Genomic DNA, 25,001 nt, shown 5'->3' with positions numbered 1-25,001 from the left:
AGCGAATGACTGGGAAGAGTAAGTTTCTATTATCTGTCTTTATCTTGGTAATTGTATTTATCCTCGTCTATCTCGGGGTGAATTTCACCTCGAACTTGGGCAAAACGAAAACTCAGGTCACGGCGGAAGACGCAAGCAAGCAGCTAAGCAAGCTCTACGCGAACATTTCCGTGACGACGGATACGCCTGTAAAAGGTCAAATCGATATTAACCCCGCGGATGTAGGCGAGACGCTCCCGGATATTTCGAAGTTCCCGATTACCGTGAATAATACGACTAATGACTTTGTGGAAATTTTCTCTTCCACAGAGAAATCAGGAACCGGCATGGATAGCTGGTTAGCAGATGTGGCAACGGAGTTCAATCAGGCAAATATTCAAGTGAATGGGAAGCCAGCCTCTGTCAAAGTTCGCAATATCGCTTCCGGTACGGCGGCCGATTATATCAAATCCGGCAAATATATCCCGGATGCCTATACCCCTTCGAACGAGTTATGGGGCGAAATGGTTAAGGCGAGCGGGGTCAAAACGCAACTGATCTCCAAGCGGCTCGTGGGCAACGTTCCTGGGATCGTGATTTCCAAAGCGAAATACGATACGCTTGTCGCCTCTTATGGGTCGGTGAATGTGAAGACGGTGACGGAAGCGATCGCCAACAATGAATTCAGTATGGGGTATACAGATCCGTTCGCTAGCTCAACGGGATTGAACTTCCTAATCACAGCGCTAAATACGTTTGACAGTTCCAATATTCTTAGCGAGAAAGCGATCCAAGGCTTCGAGAAATTCCAAGCGAATGTGCCGTTTCTCGCTTCGACCACCATTCAAATGCGCGATGCAGCGAAGTCCGGGATGTTAGACGGGTTCGTCTTGGAATATCAATCTTATCTCAATTCACCCGATCTCAAGAGCGGGTACGTCTTTACGCCTTTTGGTATGAGACACGATAGTCCGCTATACGCGTTAGGCGATCTCCCGCAGGATAAAATCGATCTGATTAAGAAGTTCGCAGAATTTGTGACGCAAGACAAATATCAGAAGATGGCGAAGGAAAAAGGCTTTAATGAGCTCAATGACTATAAATCTGAACTAGGTGTTGTCGAGGGGGGACTTCTCTCTTCCGCGCAGAAAGTATGGAAAGAGAAGAAGAACGGAAGCAAGCCCATTGCTGCCGTGTTCGTTACCGATGTGTCAGGCAGCATGGCTGGCGAGCCGCTGAACCGGTTGAAGGAGTCGCTGCTGAAGGGACAGAAATATTTGGGCAAAGACAATAGTATTGGTCTGGTCTCGTATTCGAACGATGTCACGATTAATCTTCCGATTAAGAAGTATGACACGACGCAGCAATCGATGTTCGTTGGCGCGGTGGAGAGTCTGCAAGCCGATGGCGGTACAGCGACCTTCGACGGCATAATTGTTGCGTTAAAGATGCTGCAGGATGAGAAGGCCGCGAACCCATCCATGAAGCCGATGATTTTCGTGCTTAGTGACGGGGAGACCAATCGCGGTTATTCCCTCAAAGATATCAAGGATCTGATCGCAACGTACAAAGTACCGATCTACACCATTGGCTACAATGCAGATATCCAAGCGCTGCAGAGCATTTCGAGTATAAATGAAGCTGCGAGCATCAATGCCGACACGGATGATGTTGTCTATAAAATCGCGAACCTGTTCAACGTGCAAATGTAAATTCATATACCCAAAGGAGGATTTCGATGTCATTTTCGATGGAAGTCGCAAGTCCAGCAGAGATTCAAGCCGCCATTGCGCAAGAAGTAAAGCCCGTACCGGAAGAGGTTGCTAAGCTGCAAGCATTGGCCGATTCCAATGTCGAATCCATCATGAATTTAGATCTGGATTCACTGGAGAAGCGGAAAGAAATCTTGCAATCGATTGATAGTTTCGGATTGAACACGATGCGAACCTCCTCCAATAAGAACAATTTACTACAGGTTTCCGTCGGTAATTTGTCCAAAACAGGAGATGACGGAGGCCAGGTCGCCAAAGGATTAACCGAGCTGCATATGCAATTAAAAGATCTGGACCCTAGCGTCATTGACTTTACCAAAACGGGATTCCTCGGCAAGTTATTCAATCCGTTACGCGCATATTTTCTGAAATATGAAAAAGCCGATGCGATGATTGCCGATATTGTTGTCTCATTAGACAAAGGGAAGACAACCTTGAAGAACGACAATACGACGCTCGAGATTGAACAGCAAGCGCTGCGCGATCTGACGAAGAAACTTCAGAAGGAGATCGAGCTAGGCACATTAATGGACACGTCGATCGAAGGACAGATTGAAGCAGCTCGAGCGCGGAATGAGGATCCGGACAAAATCCGATTTATTACGGAAGAAGTCCTGTTCCCTCTGCGGCAGCGGGTGATGGATATGCAGCAAATGATGGTCGTGAATCAACAAGGGATCATGGCAATTGAAGTCGTCATGCGCAACAACAAGGAATTAATACGCGGCGTCGACAGAGCGAAGAACGTCACGATCTCGGCATTGAAAATATCCGTAACCGTCGCGAGCGCCCTCTACAATCAGAAGATCGTCTTGAAGAAGATTGAGCTGCTGAATCAGACGACGAATGAGTTGATTGCGGGGACATCGCGCATGCTCAAAGACCAGGGCGCGCAAATCCATAAACAATCGTTAGAAGCGAATATCAATGTGGAGACGTTGAAGCAAGCCTTCACAGATGTGCTGGCTGCGCTGGATTCGATCAGTACCTACAAACAAGAAGCACTTCCGAAGATGCGCGATACGATCAACCAATTCCGTGAGCTCGCGGACACAGGGGAGCAGCAGATTCAGCGATTGGAGAAGGGGCATCGGTTGGGGTTATAAAGATTTATGAATGACAGGAGGCTTCTGCTGAATGAATCGGCGGGAGCTTTTTTTTCGTATATATGAATCTCTGGGTTCAGTCCGCACGGACGAAATGAAAAGATGCTTCGAAGATAGAACTTCTAATAAAGGAGCACGGCGTCTCATTCTTCCTATAAGGTAGTCCACATTGAGTCATCATCGGCAGCAAGTAAATCAGGAATGGGACATGCCATCGAAAGGGATAGCGAGTTGACGAGCGGATATCCCCCTAGGCTCCACCATAAAACAACCGCGTAACGCTTGGGTTCCCAATCGTTTTTTTGTTTTTGGAGGAAGAGAAATATGAATTTAGTACATGGTCACACGATAGTGCTTAATTTTATGGTCTCTTTGTGGGCATTAGGTAAAACATGGCTATACATATCCAGAGTGGCTCGGATATCGGTATGACCAAGCAAGAGCACAATGACGCCCTTTATTATTACTCATTATGCAATATAATTGTAACTTCTTCGAATCATTTTTACTTGGCAATTGTTTTCACACAATTTCACATAATTTTTTAATATTTTTGCGATAATCATTTGTTAGACTAGGCTCAGTGAGATGAAGGAGATCATGCGATGTACACAATTTACCTTGTTGAGGATGATATGAACTTGAATCAGATTCTTGCTTATTACTTAGAGCAGGAAGGCTGGCAGGTTAGCAGTTTTATGGATGGTGAAGAAGCAAGGCGGATGATTCAGCAAAAGCCGGATATATGGATTCTGGACATTATGCTCCCTGGAATGGACGGCTATCAGTTGCTGAAAGAAATTAAAAAGCACAATAACGGCACGCCAATCATCTTTATTTCCGCCAGAGATGCTGATCTGGATAGAATTGTTGGTCTGGAGCTTGGGAGCGATGACTATTTGTCTAAACCATTTCTGCCTCGTGAACTGGTCATCCGTACCCGAAAGCTGTTGGATCGTGTCTATGGCCATCTCGTAAAGGAAATCGCACCGATTCATAGCATAGAGATCGCACCCTATGTCATCGAAGGTCAAGCTCGAATTGTGAAGTGCGGGTTGGATGGGACAATTGATCTAACATCAAAGGAGTTTGATTTGTTAATGTATTTTGTCCTTCATATCGGACAACTGATACAGCGCGAGCAGGTTTTGAAACAGGTTTGGGGAGATGACTACTACGGCACAGACCGTGTTGTCGATGATCTAATCCGGCGTTTGCGCAAAAAAATGCCGGAACTGCGGCTTGAAACCGTATACGGCTCAGGCTATAGGCTGGTGAAGACATGAAGCATTGGCCGATGGCAGTAAAAATTTGGACTGTATTTGCAGCAGTCATACTCTGTCTATTTTTAGCCGTATCGCTGTTGATGCCTTCTATGCTCAGAAGTTTTTTTACCGGGCAGATCTATGGGATGATTAAAGATTCGCAAAAGCTATTCGCCGGATTTACGGTAAGCGAGGCAGATGGCAGCCTCGCCATCAGGATCTCAGCCGATGGGAACGAGACGAAATCTTTTCTTACGGTATCTATTGCTAAAAGGCCTGAGTTAGAAGTGGGCACGAACTCGGATATAAGTGCTCCGGCGACGCCATCCCTTGGTAGAACAACCATCGTACACAGAGGAGCAGATATTAATCATTTGTTTTTCTATAAGGATAAGTTAATTCCTATGGCAGGCGGCATAGTATTGCCTGATTCATTTATCCAGAAACTCAAGCTGGAGATGGCATCACAGAAGAATCCATCGGAGACTTATGAAGGGGAAATTAGCGGACAAAAAATATTATATATCATCCAAAAGTCGGAAGATCGTCAATCAGGCTCCTTAATCTCGTATACATGGAACAATTATCGGGAGGAACAAATCGGAACGTTATTCCGAAATCTCAGTCTGCTGCTGATCGCTTTAATGCTGGTTAGCTGGCTTCCGTGCATGTGGCTCGCTCGTTATTTGTCCAAGCCATTTTCCGTTATGGAAAAGCAGATTAACCGCATCGCGGAGCATGATTGGCATGAGCCATTCGATTTGGAACGGAAGGATGAAATCGGACGACTAGCAACAGCTTTTGAGACGATGCGTCAGCGGCTCGTTCAACAGGATCAAGCACAGCAATCTTATTTGCAAAATACTTCCCATGAATTAAAAACGCCGGTGATGGTGATCCACAGCTATGCTCAATCGATTCAAGACGGTATTTATCCTAAGGGATCTATTGAAAATAGTATTGAAACGATTATCTCAGAAGCAGAGCGCCTGGATAAGCAGATTCACAGCTTGCTGAGCTTGAACAGGCTGCAATACATCAGGTCCACATCCCGTCAATCAACGATGAAACCAATGGATATAAAGGCAGTGCTGGTGGATGTTGTAGAACGGCTTCGTTATCGGCGTCCGGAACTCAAATGGTCTGTTGAAATGCCCATTTGGTTTATGAGTGGAAACGAAGAACAGTGGAAGGTGGTCTTCGAAAATATTATCGACAACCAAATCCGTTATGCTTCCAGCGAAATTTTGATTTCAGCTCAGAGGAGTAGGACATCCCGGGCATTAACGTTAGAAATATACAATGACGGTCCGCCTATGGAGGAGTCACTGCTTCAGGACGTGTTCGACCCTTTTAAAATGGGACCTCATGGCAGATTCGGGCTTGGCCTGGCGATCGTTAAGCAAATTTTAAATAACATTGGAGCGCAAATCGAGATTATTCATAAAAATAACGGGGTTGCATTCAGGTTGACGCTGCCAGAGGAGGATGCTGCCGATGTTCTTGGGAAAGATTGGTAATCTTAGACGCTGGGTTGTAAGAATGATCCGTTCGGATGGAACACATGCCGCCATATTTCTGATCCCGAGCTTGGTGGGAGTAACTATTTTTTTCTTCCTGCCGTTTGGAATCGGGTTTTATTACTCGCTGGTGGATACACCGATCGACGGGAAGTTCGTGGGGATTCGGAATTATGTTGATCTTCTTGGAAACAACTCTTTTCGCAGAGCGATATGGAACACGTTTTTGTTCACCGTCCTGTGCGTACCCATTAATATGCTGTTATCACTCCTTCTCGCTTCGTTGTTAAATGGGCGGGTGTTCGGCCAACGATGGTTTCGAATTGCGTTTTTATCGCCGCTTGTTATTCCGGTAGCATCCATTGTATTGATTTGGCAAATTTTTTTCGATTTGAATGGAATTCTGAACCATTGGTTGAATGCATGGGGCATGGCATCTAAGGATTGGATGGAGGGTGGTTCAGCGCTTTACATCGCGATCATGATCTATGTATGGAAAAATGTCGGCTATAACATGCTTTTGTTTCTCGCAGGGCTGCAAAACATTCCAATAGATCATTATGAAGCTGCGCGTATTGACGGCGCGGGAAGATGGAGGCAATGGCGATCCATTACGCTTGTCTATTTGACGCCCACGACTTTTTTCGTCTTTATTATGTCGATTATCAATTCGTTTAAGGTGTTTCGAGAAACGTATATGCTCGCTGGCCCTTACCCGCATCCTAGCTTGTATATGCTTCAGCATTTTATGAACAACATGTTTCAACAGCTGGATTATCAGAAGATGACATCGGCTGCTTTTATGATGGCGACCGTAATCGTAATGCTGGTTATGATCCTCTTTATGGTGGAACGGCGCTTTAGTCGTTGGCTCTAGTCGCATGACAACTAGATTCGTGGAAGGAGAGTGAGATGGATGGAACTCATAAGGCGTTTGCGAGAACGGAAAGCAAGTATTGGAAGTACGATCTACAAAAGCTTGCTAACGCTGTTGCTGCTGATGCTTGTTGTCGTTATCGTTTTTCCGATCGTCATTACGGTCACCCATTCATTCATGTCTCCAAGCGAAATAAAAATAGAGCTTGCGCCGATTTTGGGGGCAAAATCCGATGAGGAAAACGCAGACTCTCTCGTGAAGATGCTGTCTGAAGGTGAATATGTTCGCTTGCACTGGGTTCCCTTTCAAGTAACTCTGAATGCGTACTATGACATATTGCTAAGGCAGCCGCAATTTTTGTTTCTTTTTTGGAACTCCATGAAGATGACGATACCGATTGTTGCCGGGCAGCTTATTGTCTCCCTATTAGCTGGGTATGCGTTCTCTCAGCTTAGGTTTCGACTGAGAGAGTCTTTGTTCTTCGCTTATATCGTTGTGATGCTGATGCCTTTTCAGGTGACGCTTGTACCGAACTATATTATGGCGAATTGGATGGGACTGATAAACAGCGAATGGTCGATTATTTTGCCTGGCATATTTAGTGCCTTTGGCGTGTTCCTGATGCGGCAGTTTATGCAAGCTGTTCCTTACAGCTATGTGGAAGCCGCTCGTATGGATGGGGCAGGACACTTCACGATCATGTTAACCATCGTACTTCCGATGTGTCGATCCGGCATGGCGGCGCTAGCGGTGCTGGCATTTATCGATCATTGGAACATGGTGGAGCAGCCTCTTATTTTTTTAAAGGATGCTATGAAGCAGCCGTTATCTGTTTATCTCAGCTATATCAATGAAGGGGATATTGGCATTGCCTTTACGGCATCGGTCTTGTATATGCTTCCGGCGATTCTCCTTATGTTGTATGCGGAGAAAGAGCTTGTTGAAGGCGTCCAACTGTCAGGAATAAAAGGATAGAAAGGAGATCATAACGATGGCAGCAGCTACTGCAGAAGAAACTGTCACTTCAGGCAAGTCAACGAGGAAAACAACAGGTCGGCTAATCATTGCTTTTATTCTGATGATGCTGGTGCTCACGTTGATGTCCAACACACTGCTTCAATATTCTTTGCCGAGGATTACCGCTAAAATGCCGACTTTTGGCGGCTTGGATTTTAAGGTGAATGGATCGGGAGCTGTTGAATCGGCAGAAACGGTCAAAATAAATTCCGTACAAACGTCAGGGCCGGTAAAAGAAGTCAAGGTAGCGGTCGGAGACCAAGTCAAAAAAGGACAAGTCTTGATTGAGTTCGATACGAAGGGTGCTGAGGAAGCGATCGCGAATGAACAGCTCATCTACGACCAGCAGCAGATTAATCTGGAAAAGCTGCAAACCAGCTACAAGGAAGCGTATCAAAACGGTGACGAAAAGCTACTAAACAGCATCGCCCTTGATATCGAAAGCGCCAAATTGACGCTTAACGCACAGAAGCGCAAAATAAATGATTTGCAGAAACAGGTCGAACAAAACGCAAAGCTCACTTCGACCGTGAACGGAACGGTTGAAGAAGTTCTGGCGACGGTTGGGATGACGATTCCTCCCGGTACAGCGGCTTTTACCGTGACAGAGAAGTCAATGGGAGGATTTGTCTTCAAAGCGGATGTGTCCGAAGAACAAGCAAAATATCTTAAGGTTGGTCAATCAATCGATATTACCTTCCCAAGCTTGGACGATGCCGTAGTTCAAGGGAAAATAAGCGCCATTGAAACCAAAAAGCAAGAAGAGTCAGACAAGTCGAAGCCTCCAAGCAGGCAGAAGGAGATTCGCGTTGCTCTGAATGACAAGCGACTTCAAGGAGGTGAGTATGGGGATTTTGAATGGAAGCAGGAACCTGATGCGGATGCCGATATGAAAGGACTTCTCATTCCTAATGAAGCGATAAGGAAAAGTGAGGAGGATGGTACGTTTGTATATTACATCGGTGAAAGGGAAGGTTCACTTGGCAAGGAATACTTCATTCGCAAAACAAAGGTGGTTGTAAAGAGTTCTGACGATCTGAATGCTCAGATCAAAGATGGCCTCAATGGAAGCGAGCGAATCGTCATATCTAGCAACAAACAGCTCAAAGAAGGCCAACGAGTATTGTTTGCAGGTGGAGAGGGAGAGGAGTGAGAACGATGCGCTGGGGAACATTTCTAGCGGCTATCGGCATCTTGCTGATGTGCTTCAGCAGCGGGTTCTCCGAAGCGGCAATCATGACATGGAAGCAATCTGGTGGTTCGGTTGGTTCCAATAGAATTATCATGCAGGTGAACGCCGTGCAAGGCAACGATGGAGCTCCAGGGTTTACGAATGGTGAGGCGAACAAGCTTATTGAAGCTTGGCAGCGAAAGGGTTCCTATAAAATGCAGGCGGAAGTACCTGTGCAAGCAGGGAAGCGTTCCGAAGCGGTTCAAGTTGCGGGAATCGGCGGGAAATATACTGATTTTACAACGTTATGGCTATCGAAAGGCAGCATGATGACGGAGAGATCCATGTCGGAGGATTCCAATGTTGTTGTACTAAGCGAAGACTTGGCAGAACGACTCTTTGGCTCTACCGACGTCATTGGTATGGAAGTCACAATACGGAATAAAAAACTCCGAATTATAGGTGTTTATCAGAAGGATAATCATTTACTGGAATGGATGACAAGTGGCACCAAGCCGGAAGTGCTACTACCAGCAGGGGTTTTGAGCGATTTGTTGCCAGATTTGCGAGTGGGAACGATCGAGCTTGAAGCATCCGATGCCATCGTGAGCGGTGAGCGTGATGTGCAAGTGGTGCTGCAGGCAAACCAATTGCCGCTTAACAGTTATACGATTCAAATCGGGGAGCACAAAATGCGCTTGATGCAGCAATTGCCGCGTTTGCTTCCATCCTTGACGGGTTTCTTGGTTATTGGGCTATCCTTGCTTCTGATGCGTAAGCTGCTCCTACACGTATTTCGGCGTTTACGTTCAGCCTTGCACACGGGTTATGCAAGTGATGCGCTGAGACAAGAACGCCGATTGATATGGACGCGGGTCACAGCTTGTTTGAGCCTTGCAGGGATGGTGGTTATGCTATGGCCGTACACCCGTTATTCCTTCTATATTCCTTCTGAAATGATACCAGAGCGATGGATCGATTTAGATTTCTTTAAAACAAAGTTGTTCGAATTTTGGAGCGAAAAGCCTGTACTCGCTGAGCAAGCTTTTCAATTTCAGCTCATGGAGTCAAGACTTCGTTCATTTGTACCTATACTTACTGTGATCGGTCTTCTTCTTGGATTGCCGTTGTTTCTTATGGGCATTCGCGAATGGCGGCTGGTCGGTCTTTCGCAGCAAGGTCAAATCACTCGACTTTTTTATTGCATGGCCGCCTGTTACGCCTTTACGGCATTTACCTTAATACTTGCTGGAATGCCGCAGGTGATTCAGCGCGGACTATGGATTACCGTATTCGGATTTTGTATCATCGCCGCTATTTATAATCAACCCAAACGAAAGGATGTTTGAAATGAAACATAAAATGATTGGCAAGAAAGGCTTTATTCTTAGTCTTATTACCCTTATGCTGGTGCTCTCGGCATGCAGCTCTTCAAATCCTTCTGCAAGTAGCCCAGTAAATAGTCTTTCAAATGAAGAAAAAAGTGCTACAGATTCGAATGAGAAAAAAGTAATTACGCTTTCGGTTATAAAGTCCACTCGTTTCCTTGAACTGGCAAAAGAGAAGTTTGAAGCTGCGAATCCGACGATTAAAATTGAAATCAAGCCCTCTTATACCGTACCAGAAGTCAGTGGCAGAATTACAGTTGCAGTAGGTGGCGGGATCAATCCCGTTGAGGTTGAGAAGTTTGTGACGACTGTAAATGCAGAGCTGATGAACGGCAATGCTTCTGATATTATTGCGGTTGACGAACTGGCTTACAACAAATATGCAGAAAAAGGGCTGTTAACTAATTTAATCGATTTCATGGACAAAACAAACGGCTTTAACCAAGATGACTATTTTATGAACGTATTAGACGCATTAAAGTATAAAGATGGTTTATATGCTCTGCCTTATGGCGTAATGACTAGCATATGGTTTGGCAATCAGGAACGTCTAACTGGCTTGGATCTCGATCCTGCTAAAGCATGGACGTGGGATGAGTTCGAGAAAAAAATGAAAACTCTGGCAAATGACGGCAGTAAAGATCCTCTCGTTCGCTATTTAAGCCCAGATAAACTGCTCCTTGAAATGGTTAGCAAAGATATGGACAAATTTTTGGATGTCAACGAGAAGAAAGCCAAATTTCAAGATCAAGCCTTTATCGACATGCTTAAACAAGCGAAGTCTTTTTACGATTTGAAAATTATTAGTCCACTAGAGCAACCAAAGGGGCCAGGCAAGGCGATAAAAATGGGAGAATCGCTGGGACTTAAGGATGCACTCTCTCTGTCTGAAATAACGACCTATTCAAGTCTAAGCTTCGCATCGATGTTTTACGACAAACCATTGCTTTATCAAGCTCCTACAAGCGAACCAAAAGATGGAAATTCGTTTGAGTCGAATATGCTGCTCTCGATTAATAATAAGTCGGAGAATAAAAAAGAAGCGTGGTCGTTCTTGCAATTCTTAATCTCGGAGGAGATGCAAGCCTCGCCGGAGCTGGAAGGACTGCCTGTGAATAAAAAAGCAAGTCAAGCTCAAATTGATGCTTCGGCAGCCAACAAAGATATGAAGCTGAGCCCTGAATTTATTGAAGCGGCCAAGGGACTTCTTCCGCAGTTGAAGCATTATAGTGGACTCGATCCGAAAATCAAGAAAATTTTAACCGACGAAACAGCACCATTCTTTAGCGGGCAAAAATCGGCTGAAACGGTTGCCAATAGTATTCAAAACAAAGTAAGTCTCTATCTGGAGGAATAGTCATAAAAAAGCTGGGTACAGCTCCATTTTGGAGTAGTCCCCGGCCCTTTTTATGACGATTGGACATTTTTTATTCATATCGTGGCAACACTTGCAAATGTTGTGAGAGGCCACATCGGCCAATATGAATAAGCTTGATGTGCTCCACGTTTATTTATTCTTCAAATTAATTTTAAATCGATCCCCCTTATTACCACCAAAAACGATCATCCCACCTTCAGGTAGGACTACCGAATGATTGTTCGTTACCTTTGAAAAGTTCACAACCATTCCATTCGCGTCATAAACGTCAAATCCCCCACTTACCGGAGTCTCAACGTTCATGACTCGAATCGTATGAGGAGGACAAGATAACGAAGCAAGTATTTTTAGAGCGTAAAGCTATCCGGTCACGGCAGATACAGAAGCTGGAGGAGTTGGAGGATTTGCGGAGGGTTGTAGTAAATGAAGGGAATTACTCTGCTGTGGAGCAGATATATGAGCGGATAGGTGAGTTTAGGGAGTTATGGAGTGTTGCGGTGACGAGCGAAGAGAAGAATCGGGCTTTGAAGAAGCTGGTGGAGCGAATTGTGTATGATCGGGAAGGGAATCGGGTGGAGTTATAGGTAATCATAAGTGAATTATAACTAACAACGCAGTCTCTGGAAAATTTCTGGAGGCTTTTTACATGGAGAATTTTAGTTCTTTTGGAAGGGGGAAAGAGAACTATGTCGAATCTTTTAAGAATAAGAGAGCTTCTTGTATCGATAATATGTTTCGTTGGTGACTTAGTCCAGAATATTAAAATTGCATTACGGCCTACTTTGATAGGGATCTGAATAAGAAGTTTATTTTGCGTACCAATTGCTTTATATTGGCTGTATTTTTAGAATGTATTATTTTTGGGGTTACAAAGAATAGGAGGATAAGTTATGTATTTAAAAAGTTTAAAGTTAGCAAATTACAGAAAATTTAGTGATAATAACAATAAGATTGAATTTGTTGATGCAAAAAGTTATCAAGATCAAAAAAATCAAAAAGAGATAAATATTGCTCCTACAACAACTTTAATAGTAGGTAAGAATAATGGTGGAAAGAGCACTGTTATTAATGCTCTTGATAATCTTATTAATAATAAAAACTCATTTAAGGCAAATGATTTTAATTTCTTCTATTTAAAAAAAATACTTGAACAATTTGAATTACAACTTCCAAAGCAAGAAGAAGATTCAAGTATCAAATTAGAAACACCAATCCTACAATTTAATATATGTATTGGAATTGAAGACAATAGCAATGATTTAATAACTAATATTGTGCCATTTATGAGACTAATTGATGTTGATAATTCTGAATTGGAAATTGTTATAAAAGTGGAATTAGATAATGACGAAGTATTTATCAGGGATGTTAAAAAACTGTTACAGGAGAAAACGGTCGTAACTAAAAGTGTTCTCTTTAGAAAATTTTTGAACTTGGTAGATGAGTCGAAATTTAATATCAATTATTACAATATAGATAATGATCACATTGCTAATTTTAAGATAAAGAATCTAATAGAATTGAGACCTATTAAGGCTAATAACATTGAAGGTGAGAATAGCCTGTCAAAAGCTTTTAGTAAAATAATTGAGTATCGCTACAAGTCATTATTAACAGAAGAAGGAAATGAACTTAACAAAAAAATCGATGGTATAAATGAAGAACTTACTGAGTTGATCAGTGAAAGACATACAAATAGTATTAATGAATCTTTGGAAGAAGTAGAATCTAAAGATAGATTTAAAGTGCTGTTGAGTGCCGATTTATCTTTTCAAAAATTGATGAATAATTTAATCAAATACGAATATATTGAACGTGATTTAAATATACCGGAGAATCAATTCGGTTTAGGTTATACCAATTTGATGTTGATAATAGCGGACCTAATTGATTATATGGAAAAATATCCAGAAAACTCTTTTAACAGCAAGGTTAACTTAATTGCAATTGAAGAACCTGAAACATTTATGCATCCACAAATGCAAGAGTTATTTATAAAAAATATAAATGAGACTATCGCTTCTCTATTGAAGAATAAAAATAAAAATGTAAATAGCCAGTTAATCATTACAACTCATTCATCACATATATTGAATAGTAAAATACATAGCGGCAATACCTTTAATAATATAAATTACATCACAATAGAAAATAATCATACTAGTGTGGTTAATTTGTATGACGATGTAATTGTCCCTAAGAATGATAATAATGATATTAGCAAAGAGAATGATCTTAAATTTCTAAAAAAACATATTAAATATAAAGTTTCTGATCTGTTTTTTTCAGATGCTATTATATTTGTTGAAGGAGTAACGGAAGAGACACTTCTTAAATATTATATAGATAAAAATGAAGAATTAAATAAATACTACGTATCAATTTTTAATATTGATGGAGCTCATGGACTTGTTTACCATGAACTGATCAAGCTACTTAAAGTACCAGCATTAATAATTACAGATCTCGATATAAAAAGAAGTGACGAAGAAAAAGAGAACTTCAAACAAATTTCTGATTTAAGTTGTAGAGAAACAACTAATAAAACTATTATGAAGTTTAATGACGGCTCAAATAAATTAGAGAATTTAAATCATGAGAAGATTGAAATTGATAACATGTATATTGCATATCAGGGGAAAATAAATGGGTATTTTGCTACAAGTTTTGAAGAGGCATTTATTTTAAGTAACTTTAAAAATGATATGTTAGTAAGTATATTGAAAAAAGTAAAACCAATGATCTGTCAACACATTATGGGTGAAGAAAATAATTTAAATAACATAAAAGAGAATTCTTATAAACTTCAAAATAAATTATCAGATAACAAAAGTGATTTTGCTAATGAGTTACTTTACAAATTTATTACAGAAACTCATGAAGTTAAGATTCCCAGCCTGCCCGAATATATTGAAAATGGGCTTACATGGTTAACTATAAAATTAGAAGGGGAGAAATAAATGAGTTTATCAAAAATATCTCCATCTAATAGAGAAAGGGAATTTGCTTCACTAAATGAAATCTTTCAATCTATTTATAAAAAAGAGAGTGTCGTGTTTAATTCTGGAGCTGGAGCTGGAAAAACTTATGCTCTAATTGAATGTTTAAAATATGTAATTAGAAGTTATGAGAAGAATTTCAAAAAACATAACCAACACATCATTTGTATTACATATACGAATGTGGCGACTAAGGAAGTAAAAGAAAGATTAGGAAATACGGATCTAGTATTAGTTTCAACAATTCATGAAAGAATTTGGACTCTTATTAAAAACTACCAAAGAGAATTAGTTGAGATTCATAAAGAGAAGTTGGATGAAGAAATCTCAAAATTAGAACAGAAATTGAAAGTCGATCGGGAATATGAAAAGTATCATGAATTAGATGGAGAACAAAAAGAACATATTCAAAAGATTATGATTGAAAATAAGGAATTATATTATAAAAATACTAACACTACAGCAGCAGATTTCAGGGCAGCTTTTCAACCATTTTTACATGAATATTCTGATATATTGAGGAATATTGGAAATTTCAAAAAACTAGTAAATACATTGTTTAAAATGAAAAATTATAGAGAATGTCGTGAATCCATTGAAATGAAGAAACAAAGATATAAAAAAGTTGAATATAATCCTATATTTAACAACGACCAACTTCACAAAATGTGGATAAGCCATGATACCTTGTTAGATTATGGTTTAAAAATAATTGAAAAATTTGATTTGCTCAAGCAGATTATCATTGATAAATATCCCTTTATTTTTATTGATGAGTATCAGGATACTAATGAAAAGATTATATTGATAATGAGTATTTTAGATAAATATTCAAAAAAAATAGGTCATAATATTTTTATTGGATATTTTGGTGATGGAGCGCAAAATATTTACGATGAAGGAGTAGGTAATAGAATAACAGAAGCCCACTCCAGTTTAAAACCGATAAATAAAGAATTCAACAGAAGGTCCACTAAAGAAGTAATTGATGTAATAAATAAAATTAGGAAAGATAACATTGAACAACAATCGATTTATGATGATTGCGAAGGCGGTAGTGTAGAGTTTTATAAGGGCACTCCCGACAGTGTTCAAAGTTTTATAGCCAAGTATGCTCACGAATGGAATGTTACTGTGAAAAATCCACTACACTGTCTTGTTTTAACTAATAAAATTGTTGCAGAGTATAGTGGTTTTTTAAACATATATGAAACTTTTGGAAACACGGAGAAATACACGGGTTATAACTATAATCAACTTAATACTGAGCTATTAAGTCATGATATATCTAAATTAGGAGAGGTTTCTAAGTTACTATTTAATATAGTGAAATTACACAATGATGTTATGGATAATAAAACTTCTGTTATTGAGATTTCATCTAAAGATAACTTGTTTGAGGGGATGAATTTAGAAGATTTAAGGAGATTAATCAAATATTTAAAGGAAAGCAAAGGGAATACATTAGGTGATTATATCAACTCTATATCGATTGTTTATTCCAAAAATAATGATGAAAAATACAAAGATATAATTGATTGGATATTTGGTTTCAATAATATCACATCTGAACGTTTTAGAAATTATCTTTTAGAGAAGTTATTTCCTAATATATCTGATGATAATATTGATCATTCAAACATAACCATACAGAAGTTATTAGATATTGATATTAATGAATATGAATTGTGGTATAAATTTATTATTGATAAACAAGAGAAAGATGTTATTTACCATACTTATCATGGTACAAAGGGGCGAGAGTTTGACAATGTTGTTATCATTATAGAAAATTCATTTGGTAAAAATCAAAATTACTTTAATTTCTTTTTTGAAAACTTCAAAGATTCTAATAAGTTAGATGATGTCGATAAACAAAAATTTGAAAAAATTAAAAATTTGCTTTATGTTTCTTGCTCCAGAGCGATTAAAAATTTACGAATTTTATATATTGACGACGTTAAAGAAATTGAAAGTGGTATTATGGAAATTTTCGGTGATATATATCCCTTCGAATGAAAAGGTTTACCAGGTGTAAATTACATTTTTATTAGTAGCTTTCTACAAGTAACGATTCCAAATCAGGTGCATAAGCGTAATTATGGTAAGGATGACAAGTTGGTTCTTGTATAATACTCTTTGAGGTTAATGATTTATTTGTTATTTCTGTACCTTTAAATACGGTTTTGTTTTGCCGTGCATTTATTTGATAAACAATTTTTTTAATTAGACCAGTATTATCAAATTCAATTTGAATTACTTTATATATTTGTCCGAAAATCTTTATTTTGGGTTGTTTCATTATTACCGCTCCTTAATAGTTTAGTTATATATGTCTGTAACCATTTTTATAAAATATATTCATTCTTTTGATCTAAAAGTACAATCAAGCCGTTTTTTTTTAAAAGAGTGGAATCAACTAGATATGTAATTCTGTTCATTCTGATCCGATGTGTAAACGAGATTCAAGGTATTTTTCGGTCGTGCTGTTCTCTAAGCATAACAATAAAATTCCAGCAAACAAGGAGATAGTGCCCATGACAACTCACAAAGTAACGAATAGATTAGCCATGGGAAATTCACCGTATTTTGCTGCAACACGAACATAACCCGATGAACTTGCTATGTGTTGCTGGTTACGGAGTGTTACTTGGGGGATACATTAACTTTTTGAAAAGCTATATTACCAAAAAATGGTGAAAATATGGGTTGGAGACAGGAAATATGGGGTACTCTTATTGCCGCATGGTAGATGGTTTAAAAACATTTTATAATTCTATGCGTCAGCTTAATGTGGAGATTGGAACTTTCGAACATAAATATAATAATGTTATATCAGATGCAATATTTGATACTAGAGATTCAGGTGGGTGGAAGTTAACATTTATCAAAAGAGCAAAGTGGCAATGTTCTATGTGTTCCAATTCAAAAAGGATACCGTTTTTCTATTATTGGGCATTCAGAATATAACGATCTCATTGAATATTTTGGAATTGGAAGTGGTAAAGGGCAATTCAGCACTAAAGATTTTATTGATTATTTAGATAAGCAAATTCCTACTACGTTATAGACCCCCACGAACCTGTCATTGATGACAGGTTCGTGGGGGTCTATTTATTAGAAGTTTTAGTGATTTTGGAAAGCGGATGTTATTTGTAGTGAACGGAGACCTAACGCTCGTAATATCCTTCCAAATAATAGTATAATAAGAAGTTAATAGGGTCTAATTCATGCGTCATGATTTAATGACAAATAAGGAGATGAGCTTATGACTTCAAATACCACCGCGGAACGCATCCGCATTATCGAATATGAGCCTTCATACGCTAGGGCGGTCGCCGAGATGTGGAACCGCAGCAACGAGAGCTGGGGCGGCGGAACCGACACGCGAACCGAGGACAGTGTACGCCGGGAGATGGAGACTTCCTCCAACCTGTATGTGTTTATTGCTGTCGATGGCGAAGAGGTCGTCGGGTTCTGCAGCTTCTCGCATTATCGTCATGACGAAGGGGCGTTGTATGTACCGCTGCTCAATGTGCGCCCCGATTATCACGGTTACAAGGTCGGTCGCAATTTGATATTGAACGCCGTCCGCAAAACCGTTGAAGCCGGTTGGCCTCGCCTTGATTTGTTCACTTGGCCGGGGAATACGAAGGCCGTGCCAATGTATAAGAAATGCGGATTCTTTTGGGAGAAAAGTGATGATTACGTCCACCTGATGAACTTCATCCCTACTGTTCTGCAGACCGATGCCCTTGCACCCTATTTCGAGGAACTTGATTGGTATGCAGACAGCACACGCGAACTTGTCATTGAACCGGATGGCCACCGGGAACGCGGCTTTGATTTTTTCGATTATACGTGGCAAAAGGGCGAGCTGTTCTTGCGAGCAGAATTTGAGAAGAGCGGTCGCGGTTTGACCGCGCTTGACACGCCTGACTATGAAATCTTCACGGAGATCGATGACCATGATCTTGTGTTCGGCTCCATATACAAGATTCGCTACCATATCAAGAATCGCTCGGCATCGGAGCTGTCGATTGAGATCAAAGGCCGGGACGATAAGAATATTCGATTTGCCATAGACACTGCGCCAACGCTTGCTCCAGGCGAAACGGTCATCGTGGAAGGCGAGTTCGAGCTGAATCCCGTTCGGGAGGAACAGAATGCGAAAAAGACCCATCCTGTCGTGAAGAGCGAATGGATCATCGGCGGTAGACGCGCAGAGTTCCGTATAGGTGTCGCGCCTAAATTCCCGCTCAAGATGAAAATGGTGCTCCCAACCCGTGAGCTGTATCCGGGCACGCCGGCCGAACTGTATCTGAACGTGGAGAATAATTTCACCTCGGAAGCGGATTTTGCCTTCGATTTGCCTGAGGATGCGTGCTTGGAATGGACGAACCGTGAGGTAAGATTCAAGGTTCCGGCGAAGAGCAAAACCTCGATTCGTGTTCCCTTCACCCTGCGAACTTATGGGCTTTACTCACACGATATTGAAGTGACAGCCATGCCAGTGGGCGAGAGCGCAGTCTCTTTCACAAGCAAACTATCTATCCTCGTGAAAGGAAGGTATGGACGCTATGGAGGGGAGGACGGAGATCAGTGGGTTGCCGTGAACGGCGCATTTTCCCTCCATCTCAACAAGATCGACAACAATATGTGGATCGAATATCCGGGATCCAGCCACAACTTCTGGTGGACCTATCCGAAGCTAGGTAAGCCGTTCGTTGAAGAATTCTCCAAGAAGCAGGCAAGTGAAGTGAAGATTTATTCGGAAAGCGATAGCCAGGTGCTCGAAGCCATCTATGTGTCGGAAGAATTCCCAGGCGTAGAGATCAAAACGGTGGTCAAGCTGCACGCAAATGGAATCGCCGAGTTTCATAACGAAATCTGTAATAACAGCGGACAAGCGCTCGAAGAGAATATGTACGCGCTAACGAATTTCGGCTTCTTCGGCAAGCGGCTCATCCTGCCATACCAGGGCCGATACGTAGACATGGGCGACAATTATGCCAGCGATCCGAGTCATTGGGATAGCGCACAAATCACGGAGAATTGGCTGTTCTGCAAGGAAGACAACGTGACGTGCGGAATCTGCTGGGACGCTTCACTGAGACTGCTTCGACCAGAGTATACGCTCGGTCTTGAGCATCCTGTTGGCCAAATTGCTGCCGGAGAAGTCGTGCGAACGAAGACAACGGTGTTTGCGCTGAATACGTTCACCCATTGGTCGGATTTCCGCTCCTTCGCAAGGAAGCAGCGGGATAAGGTCATCCCCGTGCTGGATGATCATCTTGCATTAACGCTCGGCGGCGGAAATCCGTTCGCCATGGGGACACTTCAGGTGGAACTAATCGAACGGAAGATGATTCCGCTTGCAGGAGACATTGAACTGTTCGTGCAGAACGATGACGGAGTGGAGCGGATGATCGCTGACATGGATCTCAGACGAGAGCAGGATTTACGCTCCGCACGCTTCGAATTTATACCCGAACCATTGGAATCACAACATCTTCATCACAGATCCGCTAGGAAGATTCGGGCTGTATATCATGGTGAGGATCGCATTCAGGAGCGGTCTGGTCTGTGGTTGCCTCAGACGGAATCAACCGTCGCTTGTGAAATGGATGAAGGACCGGTTGGTCCCATTTACACGATAAGCAACGGCGTGATCGCTATTGCGGCTGCACCTGCATTCGGAAGCTGCGTGCATTCCCTAACGTATCAAGGGGAAGAATGGCTTGACAGCTCTTACCCAGAAGCGGTCCCACGTTCCTGGTGGAATCCGTGGTACGGAGGACTTGGTACCGAGATTCCTGGCATCAGCGGGTTCAGCCGACAACAGGAGCCAAGAAGCATGGATTGGGCGGAGTACAAGGATATCCACGGCAACGTGTGGAAGGGGCTCCGAATCACCACTTCCATCGAGAAGCAGGAAGCCAACCGAGGGCTTGCGATCAACCAACATTACCTTATGCTGCCTGGCGTGCCTGTCCTTTGCGTGCTGCATTCGGTGAACAATAGAAGCGGGATGGTTATGCCGCAGTTCAGTCTAGCCGATAATTATTATTTCAAGCCTTCACCTGTCTTCTCGGAAGGATGGATGGAGCTGCCCGAAGAAGGCAAATTTCTTCTTGGGAAGTTGGAAGGCGATCTCGAGCCCAAGGGGCTCTTACGAATCGGTGCGGCTTCGAGTAAGGACACGCTTCATCTCATCAATCATCACCCCGATCAGAAGGCTTATGCCTATGTGAACAATCAGGTGTTCAGTTATGGTGTCAATCATCAACTTCCACTTCGGAATGGAGAAACCGCTTGGACTCAGCCGACCTTCCTGATTTTTGGGGAGACTACGTTGCAACGAGAAGATCTACGTGACCTGCTTAAGCTGACCTTTGCCAATCCTACTGACGAGAAGGAGAATTCTGATGCCCATCATTGACATTCATATTCATCTGTCGGATATTGATAGCTTTCACCAGACGGCGCGGGAGCTGTCCAAAGTCGATTATTCGGCTGCTGGACTTAAGGCCGAGTTTGACAAGAACGACGTCATTCTTGGCATAGGCATGGGGGTTACGGAACAGAGTAGAGGGGCTTTTCCCGACTCTACCTCACCCAATCCGATGGGTCTTAACCTGGAAGAAAGCGTTCCGCCGTTCCTCATGGAATGTGTGGGCGTCAATCCGAATAGGCTCACCGGGAAGGACGCGCAAGAGGAGCTGGACCGCATCGAAGCGCGGCTAAAGGCACCCGAGGTCGCAGGAATAAAACTGTATGCCGGGTACTATCACCATTATGTTTATGATAAAATCTATACCCCGATCTATGAGCTGGCTGCTACTTACAGTATGCCGGTGGTCATTCATACCGGTGATACGTACTCCAAGAATGGATTGCTCAAATATTCGCATCCGCTCACCGTGGACGATTTGGCCTACCAGCAGCGAGACGTGAACTTTATGATCTGTCATTTAGGCGATCCTTGGGTGATGGACGCTGCCGAAGTCGTGGCTAAGAATCCGAATGTCTATGCCGATTTGTCAGGCCTCGTCGTCGGTGATCGCCCTCATTTTGAGCGGTTCATGAATGAACCCCTATTCATGGATCACTTCCGCAGAGCACTAGTATACTCTGATCATTATGAGAAAATGCTGTTCGGAACCGACTGGCCGCTCGCGCCGATTGACCTGTATGCGGAATTCGTCCGCCGGCTCGTGCCGGAGCAGCACCACGAGAACGTATTTTACGAGAATGCCATAAGACTGTTCCCTCGGATTCAGCAGCGAATTGCAGCGCTCTGAGAACAGCGGCGTCGGCAAAGTCTGACTGAGGGATTGAAGAATAAGTGAACAAGCCACCCCGGAGAACGACGAAGGGGATGGCTTGTTCTTTTCTTGATGGGATTGTTACTGCTGTATAGCGCGGTTTCTTTCGAGATTGGGTAAACGAATTCATATACCCAATAAATGAATCGCTGAGAAAGCATCGATTATTCCCGGTAATGAGCGGTATCACCATATAAATCTACGCTCAAGACATCATGATGAATCGTAACTTTGCATAGCGCAGTTGGGTGAATGTCGGGCATGGTCCCGATTTCATGCAGCTGTTTTTTCATAAAATAGCTCATAATCGCTTTTAACGTGATCCTGTGAGTTACAATAAGGATTTGTTGACCCTGATGTCTCGTTAGGATATCTTGGAGCGCAGGAAGCGCTCGATTCATTAATTGATTATAGGTCTCCCCTTGACCCGTGGGCTCGTATAAATGAGGCTCATTGAAAAATTGTCTATATTGCGTAGGGAAATCTTGCGTAATTTGATTGATATGCTGGCCTTCCCATAGTCCCATGTTGATTTCCTTTAGTGCATCAAGTTTCACGATCTCAGTAGACCGATTTCCTGAGATGATACCTGCCGTGGTTATCGCTCGGGGACTGGAGCTGCAATATATCGAGTCGAATGGAACGTTAGATAACCGTTCTCCTAACCACTCGGCTTGTTGAACCCCGGATTGTGTAAGGGGAGAGTCCTGATGCCCCTGCATCTTTTGCACCAGATTCCATTCGGTTTGTCCGTGACGGGTCAAATATAACGTCGTTGCCATCCTGTATTCCTCCTAATTGAAATGTAAGTCTAGTATAATGAGTGGATGTATAAACGGATAATATATAATATTTAAGATACATAGATGAACATTATAGGTGGCGATACAGTTGAACCTTCATGTGCTTAGATTATTTTATTATGTTGCGTTAACCGGCAGTGTAACGAAAGCTTCAGAGAAACTACATATCAGCCAACCAGCCATATCGGCGCAAATACGCAAATTTGAAAAAGAAAACGATATTACATTATTGCAAATTCAGGGCAGAAGTCTGGTTCTTACGCCATTAGGAAAGAAGCTGATTATTCCGCTGGAGAAATTATTTAGTATCGAAGAGCAGATTCAGGGTATAATCAACGACCATCATAACTATCCTGAAGGGAAATTACGGATTGCTGGAAATTATCTTGCTACGAGTGTTCTCATTCCGAAGTGGGCATCTTTATTTAAACAAAGATTCTCTAACGTGGAAGTACAAATTACAACGACCAACTCTCATGATGCGATTGAAAAATTAATCAACTTTGAGGCGGATATCGCGATCTATAGCGACATTGGCGTGCCCTTCCCGGATTCAGATGTATTCGAACAGAGAGTGCTTTACAGGGATAAGTATTTGTTCGCAGTAGCCCCCGGACATAAGTATTCAACGCAAAAGGTTACACTTAGCGAAATTGCATCTGAGCCGTTTATTATGAGAGAAGAGGGAAGTGCAGCGAGAGAAAGATTATTTCAGCTATGCAAGGAGCAGCAGATCACGCCTCCCAAAATTGAATTGCAATTTAATGGACTGAATGAGACGATTCATGCTGTAATGGCTGGTTATGGCGTAAGCTTTGTTTCTTCACTCGTAGCTGAACCTTTATTTAAACAGGGTGTTCTTACCAAAGTGGATGTGTCGGAGATTTCTTCAGCAAATTCAATTTTGCTAGGCTCCAGAAGAAAGGAGCATCTGGAGAAGTTTATTAATGATTTCGTTTCTTTAGTTATCCATAATTTGGACGCGTGAATTCATAATTAGAAGTTCTCGTGGCTAATAGGCTGAGGGAGCTTCTACGCGTCTTGCTTTGAGCTTCGCTGGAGCATATCAACTACTTTGCAAGTCCCCCTGTTCGAGGACATCGTGATATCATACCAGGAAGCTGAATAGACAAGACATATATTGCAATGAACGAGATCTATTTTAAGATGCCTCTTGTACCGGATCGTTGGACATTAACTTAATCCCCCAGACAATCGCTGCTACAAAAGCAATACTGCAAGTCAGGAAGAGCGGTATAATACTCCCGCCGGAATACAACAGGGTACCGATCATCGGACCTACCGCCATACCAAGATAACGGATGAAATTGAACACCCCAATCGCTGTAGCCCTTTCCTCTGGAAACAGCTCCGTAAGAAGAGTGGTAGGTATGGAACCTGTCAGTCCCATCATAAAACCAAAAAGACAAACATCAATAACGAGGAATGAAAGCGAGATTTGAGCTGTGAAAGCAAACATAATAACGGATAATGCATGCAGTGAAAATCCGTAAATCAGGCTTTTTCGAGCACCTAACTGGTTCAACATCCCTCCCCCAAGCTTCACGCTGATAATGGTTGCGAAGGACATAACAAGTAGGATGACGCCAGTCTTCGCAGGCTTGAATAAGTAATGATTGCTTAGAATCTGAGGTATAAAGGTCAAATATACGAAATAGATCATGAATTGAATAAATCCGAAGATTAAAATCACTACACTCGTTGAATTCTTGAAAATTAAAGAAAAATTCTGAGCGCTGCCATGTTTCGGGCCTGAATTTTCAGGCATTGTCTCTGGTAACAAAATCATGTTCGCGATTAGCAATAACAAGCTGATTGCTCCCAAACATAGGAAGGTTGCGCCATAACCGAACCGCCCCCCGATGATGCCTCCAATTAACGGCCCTAGCGCAGGAGCAAGCATGAGCAGCAATTGGTAAGTTGCCATGCCTTGTTTGAGGGCTTTCCCATGAAATAGATCGCCGATCACAGCCGCAGCTACAACGGGAACAGCCGCAGCACCGATTCCCTGTAGAACACGAAAGAATAGCAATAAACCGATGGATGGAGCGTATGCGCAACCGATCGATGCGACGATATACAACATAATGGATGGTATGAGAACCGATTTTCTCCCTTTCTTATCCGCTAATGGTCCGTATACGATCTGCATGATGGCTAGGGCCAAAGTAAACAAAGAGACGGACAGACTAATCAAATAACTCGTTGTATGCAGCTTTTCTTGGACTTGGAGAAGCAACGGGTTGTACAAGTTTTGTCCCAATGAGGCAACAAATGCGCTCAATCCTATTAGATATAAAATAATTCGTAATTTCATAATGACCCTCCACAAATTAATTGACTGACTACTAGTCAGTATAACGCATCTTACATCATT

At 42.1% G+C, this 25,001-nt stretch carries 18 protein-coding genes; 15 read left to right on the top strand and 3 right to left on the bottom strand.

The window, feature by feature from the left end; genetic code table 11:
* Positions 1–5 precede the first annotated feature (5 nt).
* The 12 genes from GCU39_RS12530 (at position 6) to GCU39_RS12470 (ending at position 16,491) form a co-directional block, all read left to right on the top strand.
* Entirely contained in the window at positions 6–1,691 is a 1,686-nt protein-coding gene (locus tag GCU39_RS12530; RefSeq protein WP_152393822.1) for a vWA domain-containing protein, read from the top strand.
* A gap of 26 nt (positions 1,692–1,717) precedes the next feature.
* Positions 1,718–2,857, top strand: a complete 1,140-nt coding sequence (locus tag GCU39_RS12525) for a toxic anion resistance protein (RefSeq protein WP_152393821.1) — start codon at positions 1,718–1,720, stop codon at positions 2,855–2,857.
* 605 nt (positions 2,858–3,462) lie between these two features.
* Positions 3,463–4,143 (top strand): response regulator transcription factor, encoded by a 681-nt coding sequence (locus GCU39_RS12520; RefSeq protein ID WP_152393820.1) that lies wholly within the window; start codon positions 3,463–3,465, stop codon positions 4,141–4,143.
* 11 nt (positions 4,144–4,154) lie between these two features.
* The gene (locus GCU39_RS12515; protein WP_193726905.1) at positions 4,155–5,642 is read left to right on the top strand and encodes a HAMP domain-containing sensor histidine kinase; all 1,488 of its coding nucleotides are present in this window, start codon (positions 4,155–4,157) and stop codon (positions 5,640–5,642) included.
* A complete protein-coding gene (locus tag GCU39_RS12510) occupies positions 5,620–6,519 on the top strand; it encodes a carbohydrate ABC transporter permease (RefSeq protein WP_152393818.1) in 900 nt (299 codons plus the stop codon). The genes GCU39_RS12515 and GCU39_RS12510 overlap by 23 nt, the downstream gene beginning before the upstream one ends.
* A 39-nt stretch (positions 6,520–6,558) precedes the next feature.
* Positions 6,559–7,494 carry a carbohydrate ABC transporter permease gene (locus GCU39_RS12505; protein ID WP_152393817.1) on the top strand — a complete coding sequence of 312 codons (936 nt, stop codon included), beginning with the start codon at positions 6,559–6,561 and terminating at the stop codon, positions 7,492–7,494.
* A gap of 16 nt (positions 7,495–7,510) precedes the next feature.
* Positions 7,511–8,689: an efflux RND transporter periplasmic adaptor subunit gene (locus tag GCU39_RS12500; protein ID WP_152393816.1), complete on the top strand. Its 1,179-nt coding sequence runs from the start codon at positions 7,511–7,513 to the stop codon at positions 8,687–8,689.
* 5 nt (positions 8,690–8,694) lie between these two features.
* The gene (locus tag GCU39_RS12495) at positions 8,695–10,056 is read left to right on the top strand and encodes an ABC transporter permease (protein WP_152393815.1); all 1,362 of its coding nucleotides are present in this window, start codon (positions 8,695–8,697) and stop codon (positions 10,054–10,056) included.
* Position 10,057: 1 nt separating this feature from the next.
* Positions 10,058–11,452, top strand: a complete 1,395-nt coding sequence (locus tag GCU39_RS12490; RefSeq protein ID WP_193726904.1) for an ABC transporter substrate-binding protein — start codon at positions 10,058–10,060, stop codon at positions 11,450–11,452.
* Positions 11,453–11,877: 425 nt separating this feature from the next.
* The gene (locus GCU39_RS12480; protein ID WP_152393813.1) at positions 11,878–12,057 is read left to right on the top strand and encodes a hypothetical protein; all 180 of its coding nucleotides are present in this window, start codon (positions 11,878–11,880) and stop codon (positions 12,055–12,057) included.
* A 306-nt stretch (positions 12,058–12,363) separates the two neighbouring features.
* The gene (locus GCU39_RS12475) at positions 12,364–14,433 is read left to right on the top strand and encodes an AAA family ATPase (protein WP_152393812.1); all 2,070 of its coding nucleotides are present in this window, start codon (positions 12,364–12,366) and stop codon (positions 14,431–14,433) included.
* Positions 14,434–16,491 (top strand): UvrD-helicase domain-containing protein, encoded by a 2,058-nt coding sequence (locus tag GCU39_RS12470; RefSeq protein WP_152393811.1) that lies wholly within the window; start codon positions 14,434–14,436, stop codon positions 16,489–16,491.
* Positions 16,492–16,522: 31 nt separating this feature from the next.
* Here GCU39_RS12470 and GCU39_RS12465 read toward each other — a convergent pair whose 3' ends face one another.
* Complete coding sequence (locus GCU39_RS12465; RefSeq protein WP_152393810.1) at positions 16,523–16,774, bottom strand: hypothetical protein; 252 nt, start codon at positions 16,772–16,774, stop codon at positions 16,523–16,525.
* A 966-nt stretch (positions 16,775–17,740) separates the two neighbouring features.
* Here GCU39_RS12465 and GCU39_RS12460 point away from each other — a divergent pair.
* Both GCU39_RS12460 and GCU39_RS12455 read left to right on the top strand, forming a co-directional pair.
* Positions 17,741–20,914 (top strand): GNAT family N-acetyltransferase, encoded by a 3,174-nt coding sequence (locus GCU39_RS12460; RefSeq protein ID WP_152393809.1) that lies wholly within the window; start codon positions 17,741–17,743, stop codon positions 20,912–20,914.
* Entirely contained in the window at positions 20,901–21,776 is an 876-nt protein-coding gene (locus GCU39_RS12455; RefSeq protein ID WP_152393808.1) for an amidohydrolase family protein, read from the top strand. The genes GCU39_RS12460 and GCU39_RS12455 overlap by 14 nt, the downstream gene beginning before the upstream one ends.
* Before the next feature lie 188 nt (positions 21,777–21,964).
* Here the strand turns inward: GCU39_RS12455 and GCU39_RS12450 are convergent, their stop codons facing one another.
* Positions 21,965–22,582 carry a histidine phosphatase family protein gene (locus GCU39_RS12450; protein ID WP_152393807.1) on the bottom strand — a complete coding sequence of 206 codons (618 nt, stop codon included), beginning with the start codon at positions 22,580–22,582 and terminating at the stop codon, positions 21,965–21,967.
* 109 nt (positions 22,583–22,691) lie between these two features.
* Between GCU39_RS12450 and GCU39_RS12445 the strand changes: the two genes are divergently transcribed.
* The gene (locus tag GCU39_RS12445; RefSeq protein ID WP_152393806.1) at positions 22,692–23,591 is read left to right on the top strand and encodes a LysR family transcriptional regulator; all 900 of its coding nucleotides are present in this window, start codon (positions 22,692–22,694) and stop codon (positions 23,589–23,591) included.
* Between the two features lie 174 nt (positions 23,592–23,765).
* Here the strand turns inward: GCU39_RS12445 and GCU39_RS12440 are convergent, their stop codons facing one another.
* Positions 23,766–24,875, bottom strand: coding sequence for an MFS transporter (locus GCU39_RS12440; RefSeq protein WP_193726903.1), 1,110 nt, complete (start codon positions 24,873–24,875; stop codon positions 23,766–23,768).
* Positions 24,876–25,001: the final 126 nt, after the last annotated feature.

This window comes from Paenibacillus guangzhouensis, from assembly GCF_009363075.1.
Lineage (GTDB): Bacteria > Bacillota > Bacilli > Paenibacillales > Paenibacillaceae > Paenibacillus_K > Paenibacillus_K guangzhouensis.
This window is presented reverse-complemented; position numbering and strand designations above follow the sequence as displayed.

Bases quoted from the DNA above. Each gene is read 5' to 3' on its own strand.
- GCU39_RS12530 (WP_152393822.1), top strand. From the start codon at position 6: ATGACTGGGAAGAGTAAGTTTCTATTATCTGTCTTTATCTTGGTAATT.
- GCU39_RS12525 (WP_152393821.1), top strand. From the start codon at position 1,718: ATGTCATTTTCGATGGAAGTCGCAAGTCCAGCAGAGATTCAAGCCGCC.
- GCU39_RS12520 (WP_152393820.1), top strand. From the start codon at position 3,463: ATGTACACAATTTACCTTGTTGAGGATGATATGAACTTGAATCAGATT.
- GCU39_RS12515 (WP_193726905.1), top strand. From the start codon at position 4,155: ATGGCAGTAAAAATTTGGACTGTATTTGCAGCAGTCATACTCTGTCTA.
- GCU39_RS12510 (WP_152393818.1), top strand. From the start codon at position 5,620: ATGTTCTTGGGAAAGATTGGTAATCTTAGACGCTGGGTTGTAAGAATG.
- GCU39_RS12505 (WP_152393817.1), top strand. From the start codon at position 6,559: ATGGAACTCATAAGGCGTTTGCGAGAACGGAAAGCAAGTATTGGAAGT.
- GCU39_RS12500 (WP_152393816.1), top strand. From the start codon at position 7,511: ATGGCAGCAGCTACTGCAGAAGAAACTGTCACTTCAGGCAAGTCAACG.
- GCU39_RS12495 (WP_152393815.1), top strand. From the start codon at position 8,695: ATGCGCTGGGGAACATTTCTAGCGGCTATCGGCATCTTGCTGATGTGC.
- GCU39_RS12490 (WP_193726904.1), top strand. From the start codon at position 10,058: ATGAAACATAAAATGATTGGCAAGAAAGGCTTTATTCTTAGTCTTATT.
- GCU39_RS12475 (WP_152393812.1), top strand. From the start codon at position 12,364: ATGTATTTAAAAAGTTTAAAGTTAGCAAATTACAGAAAATTTAGTGAT.
- GCU39_RS12470 (WP_152393811.1), top strand. From the start codon at position 14,434: ATGAGTTTATCAAAAATATCTCCATCTAATAGAGAAAGGGAATTTGCT.
- GCU39_RS12465 (WP_152393810.1), bottom strand. From the start codon at position 16,774: ATGAAACAACCCAAAATAAAGATTTTCGGACAAATATATAAAGTAATT.
- GCU39_RS12460 (WP_152393809.1), top strand. From the start codon at position 17,741: ATGACTTCAAATACCACCGCGGAACGCATCCGCATTATCGAATATGAG.
- GCU39_RS12455 (WP_152393808.1), top strand. From the start codon at position 20,901: ATGCCCATCATTGACATTCATATTCATCTGTCGGATATTGATAGCTTT.
- GCU39_RS12450 (WP_152393807.1), bottom strand. From the start codon at position 22,582: ATGGCAACGACGTTATATTTGACCCGTCACGGACAAACCGAATGGAAT.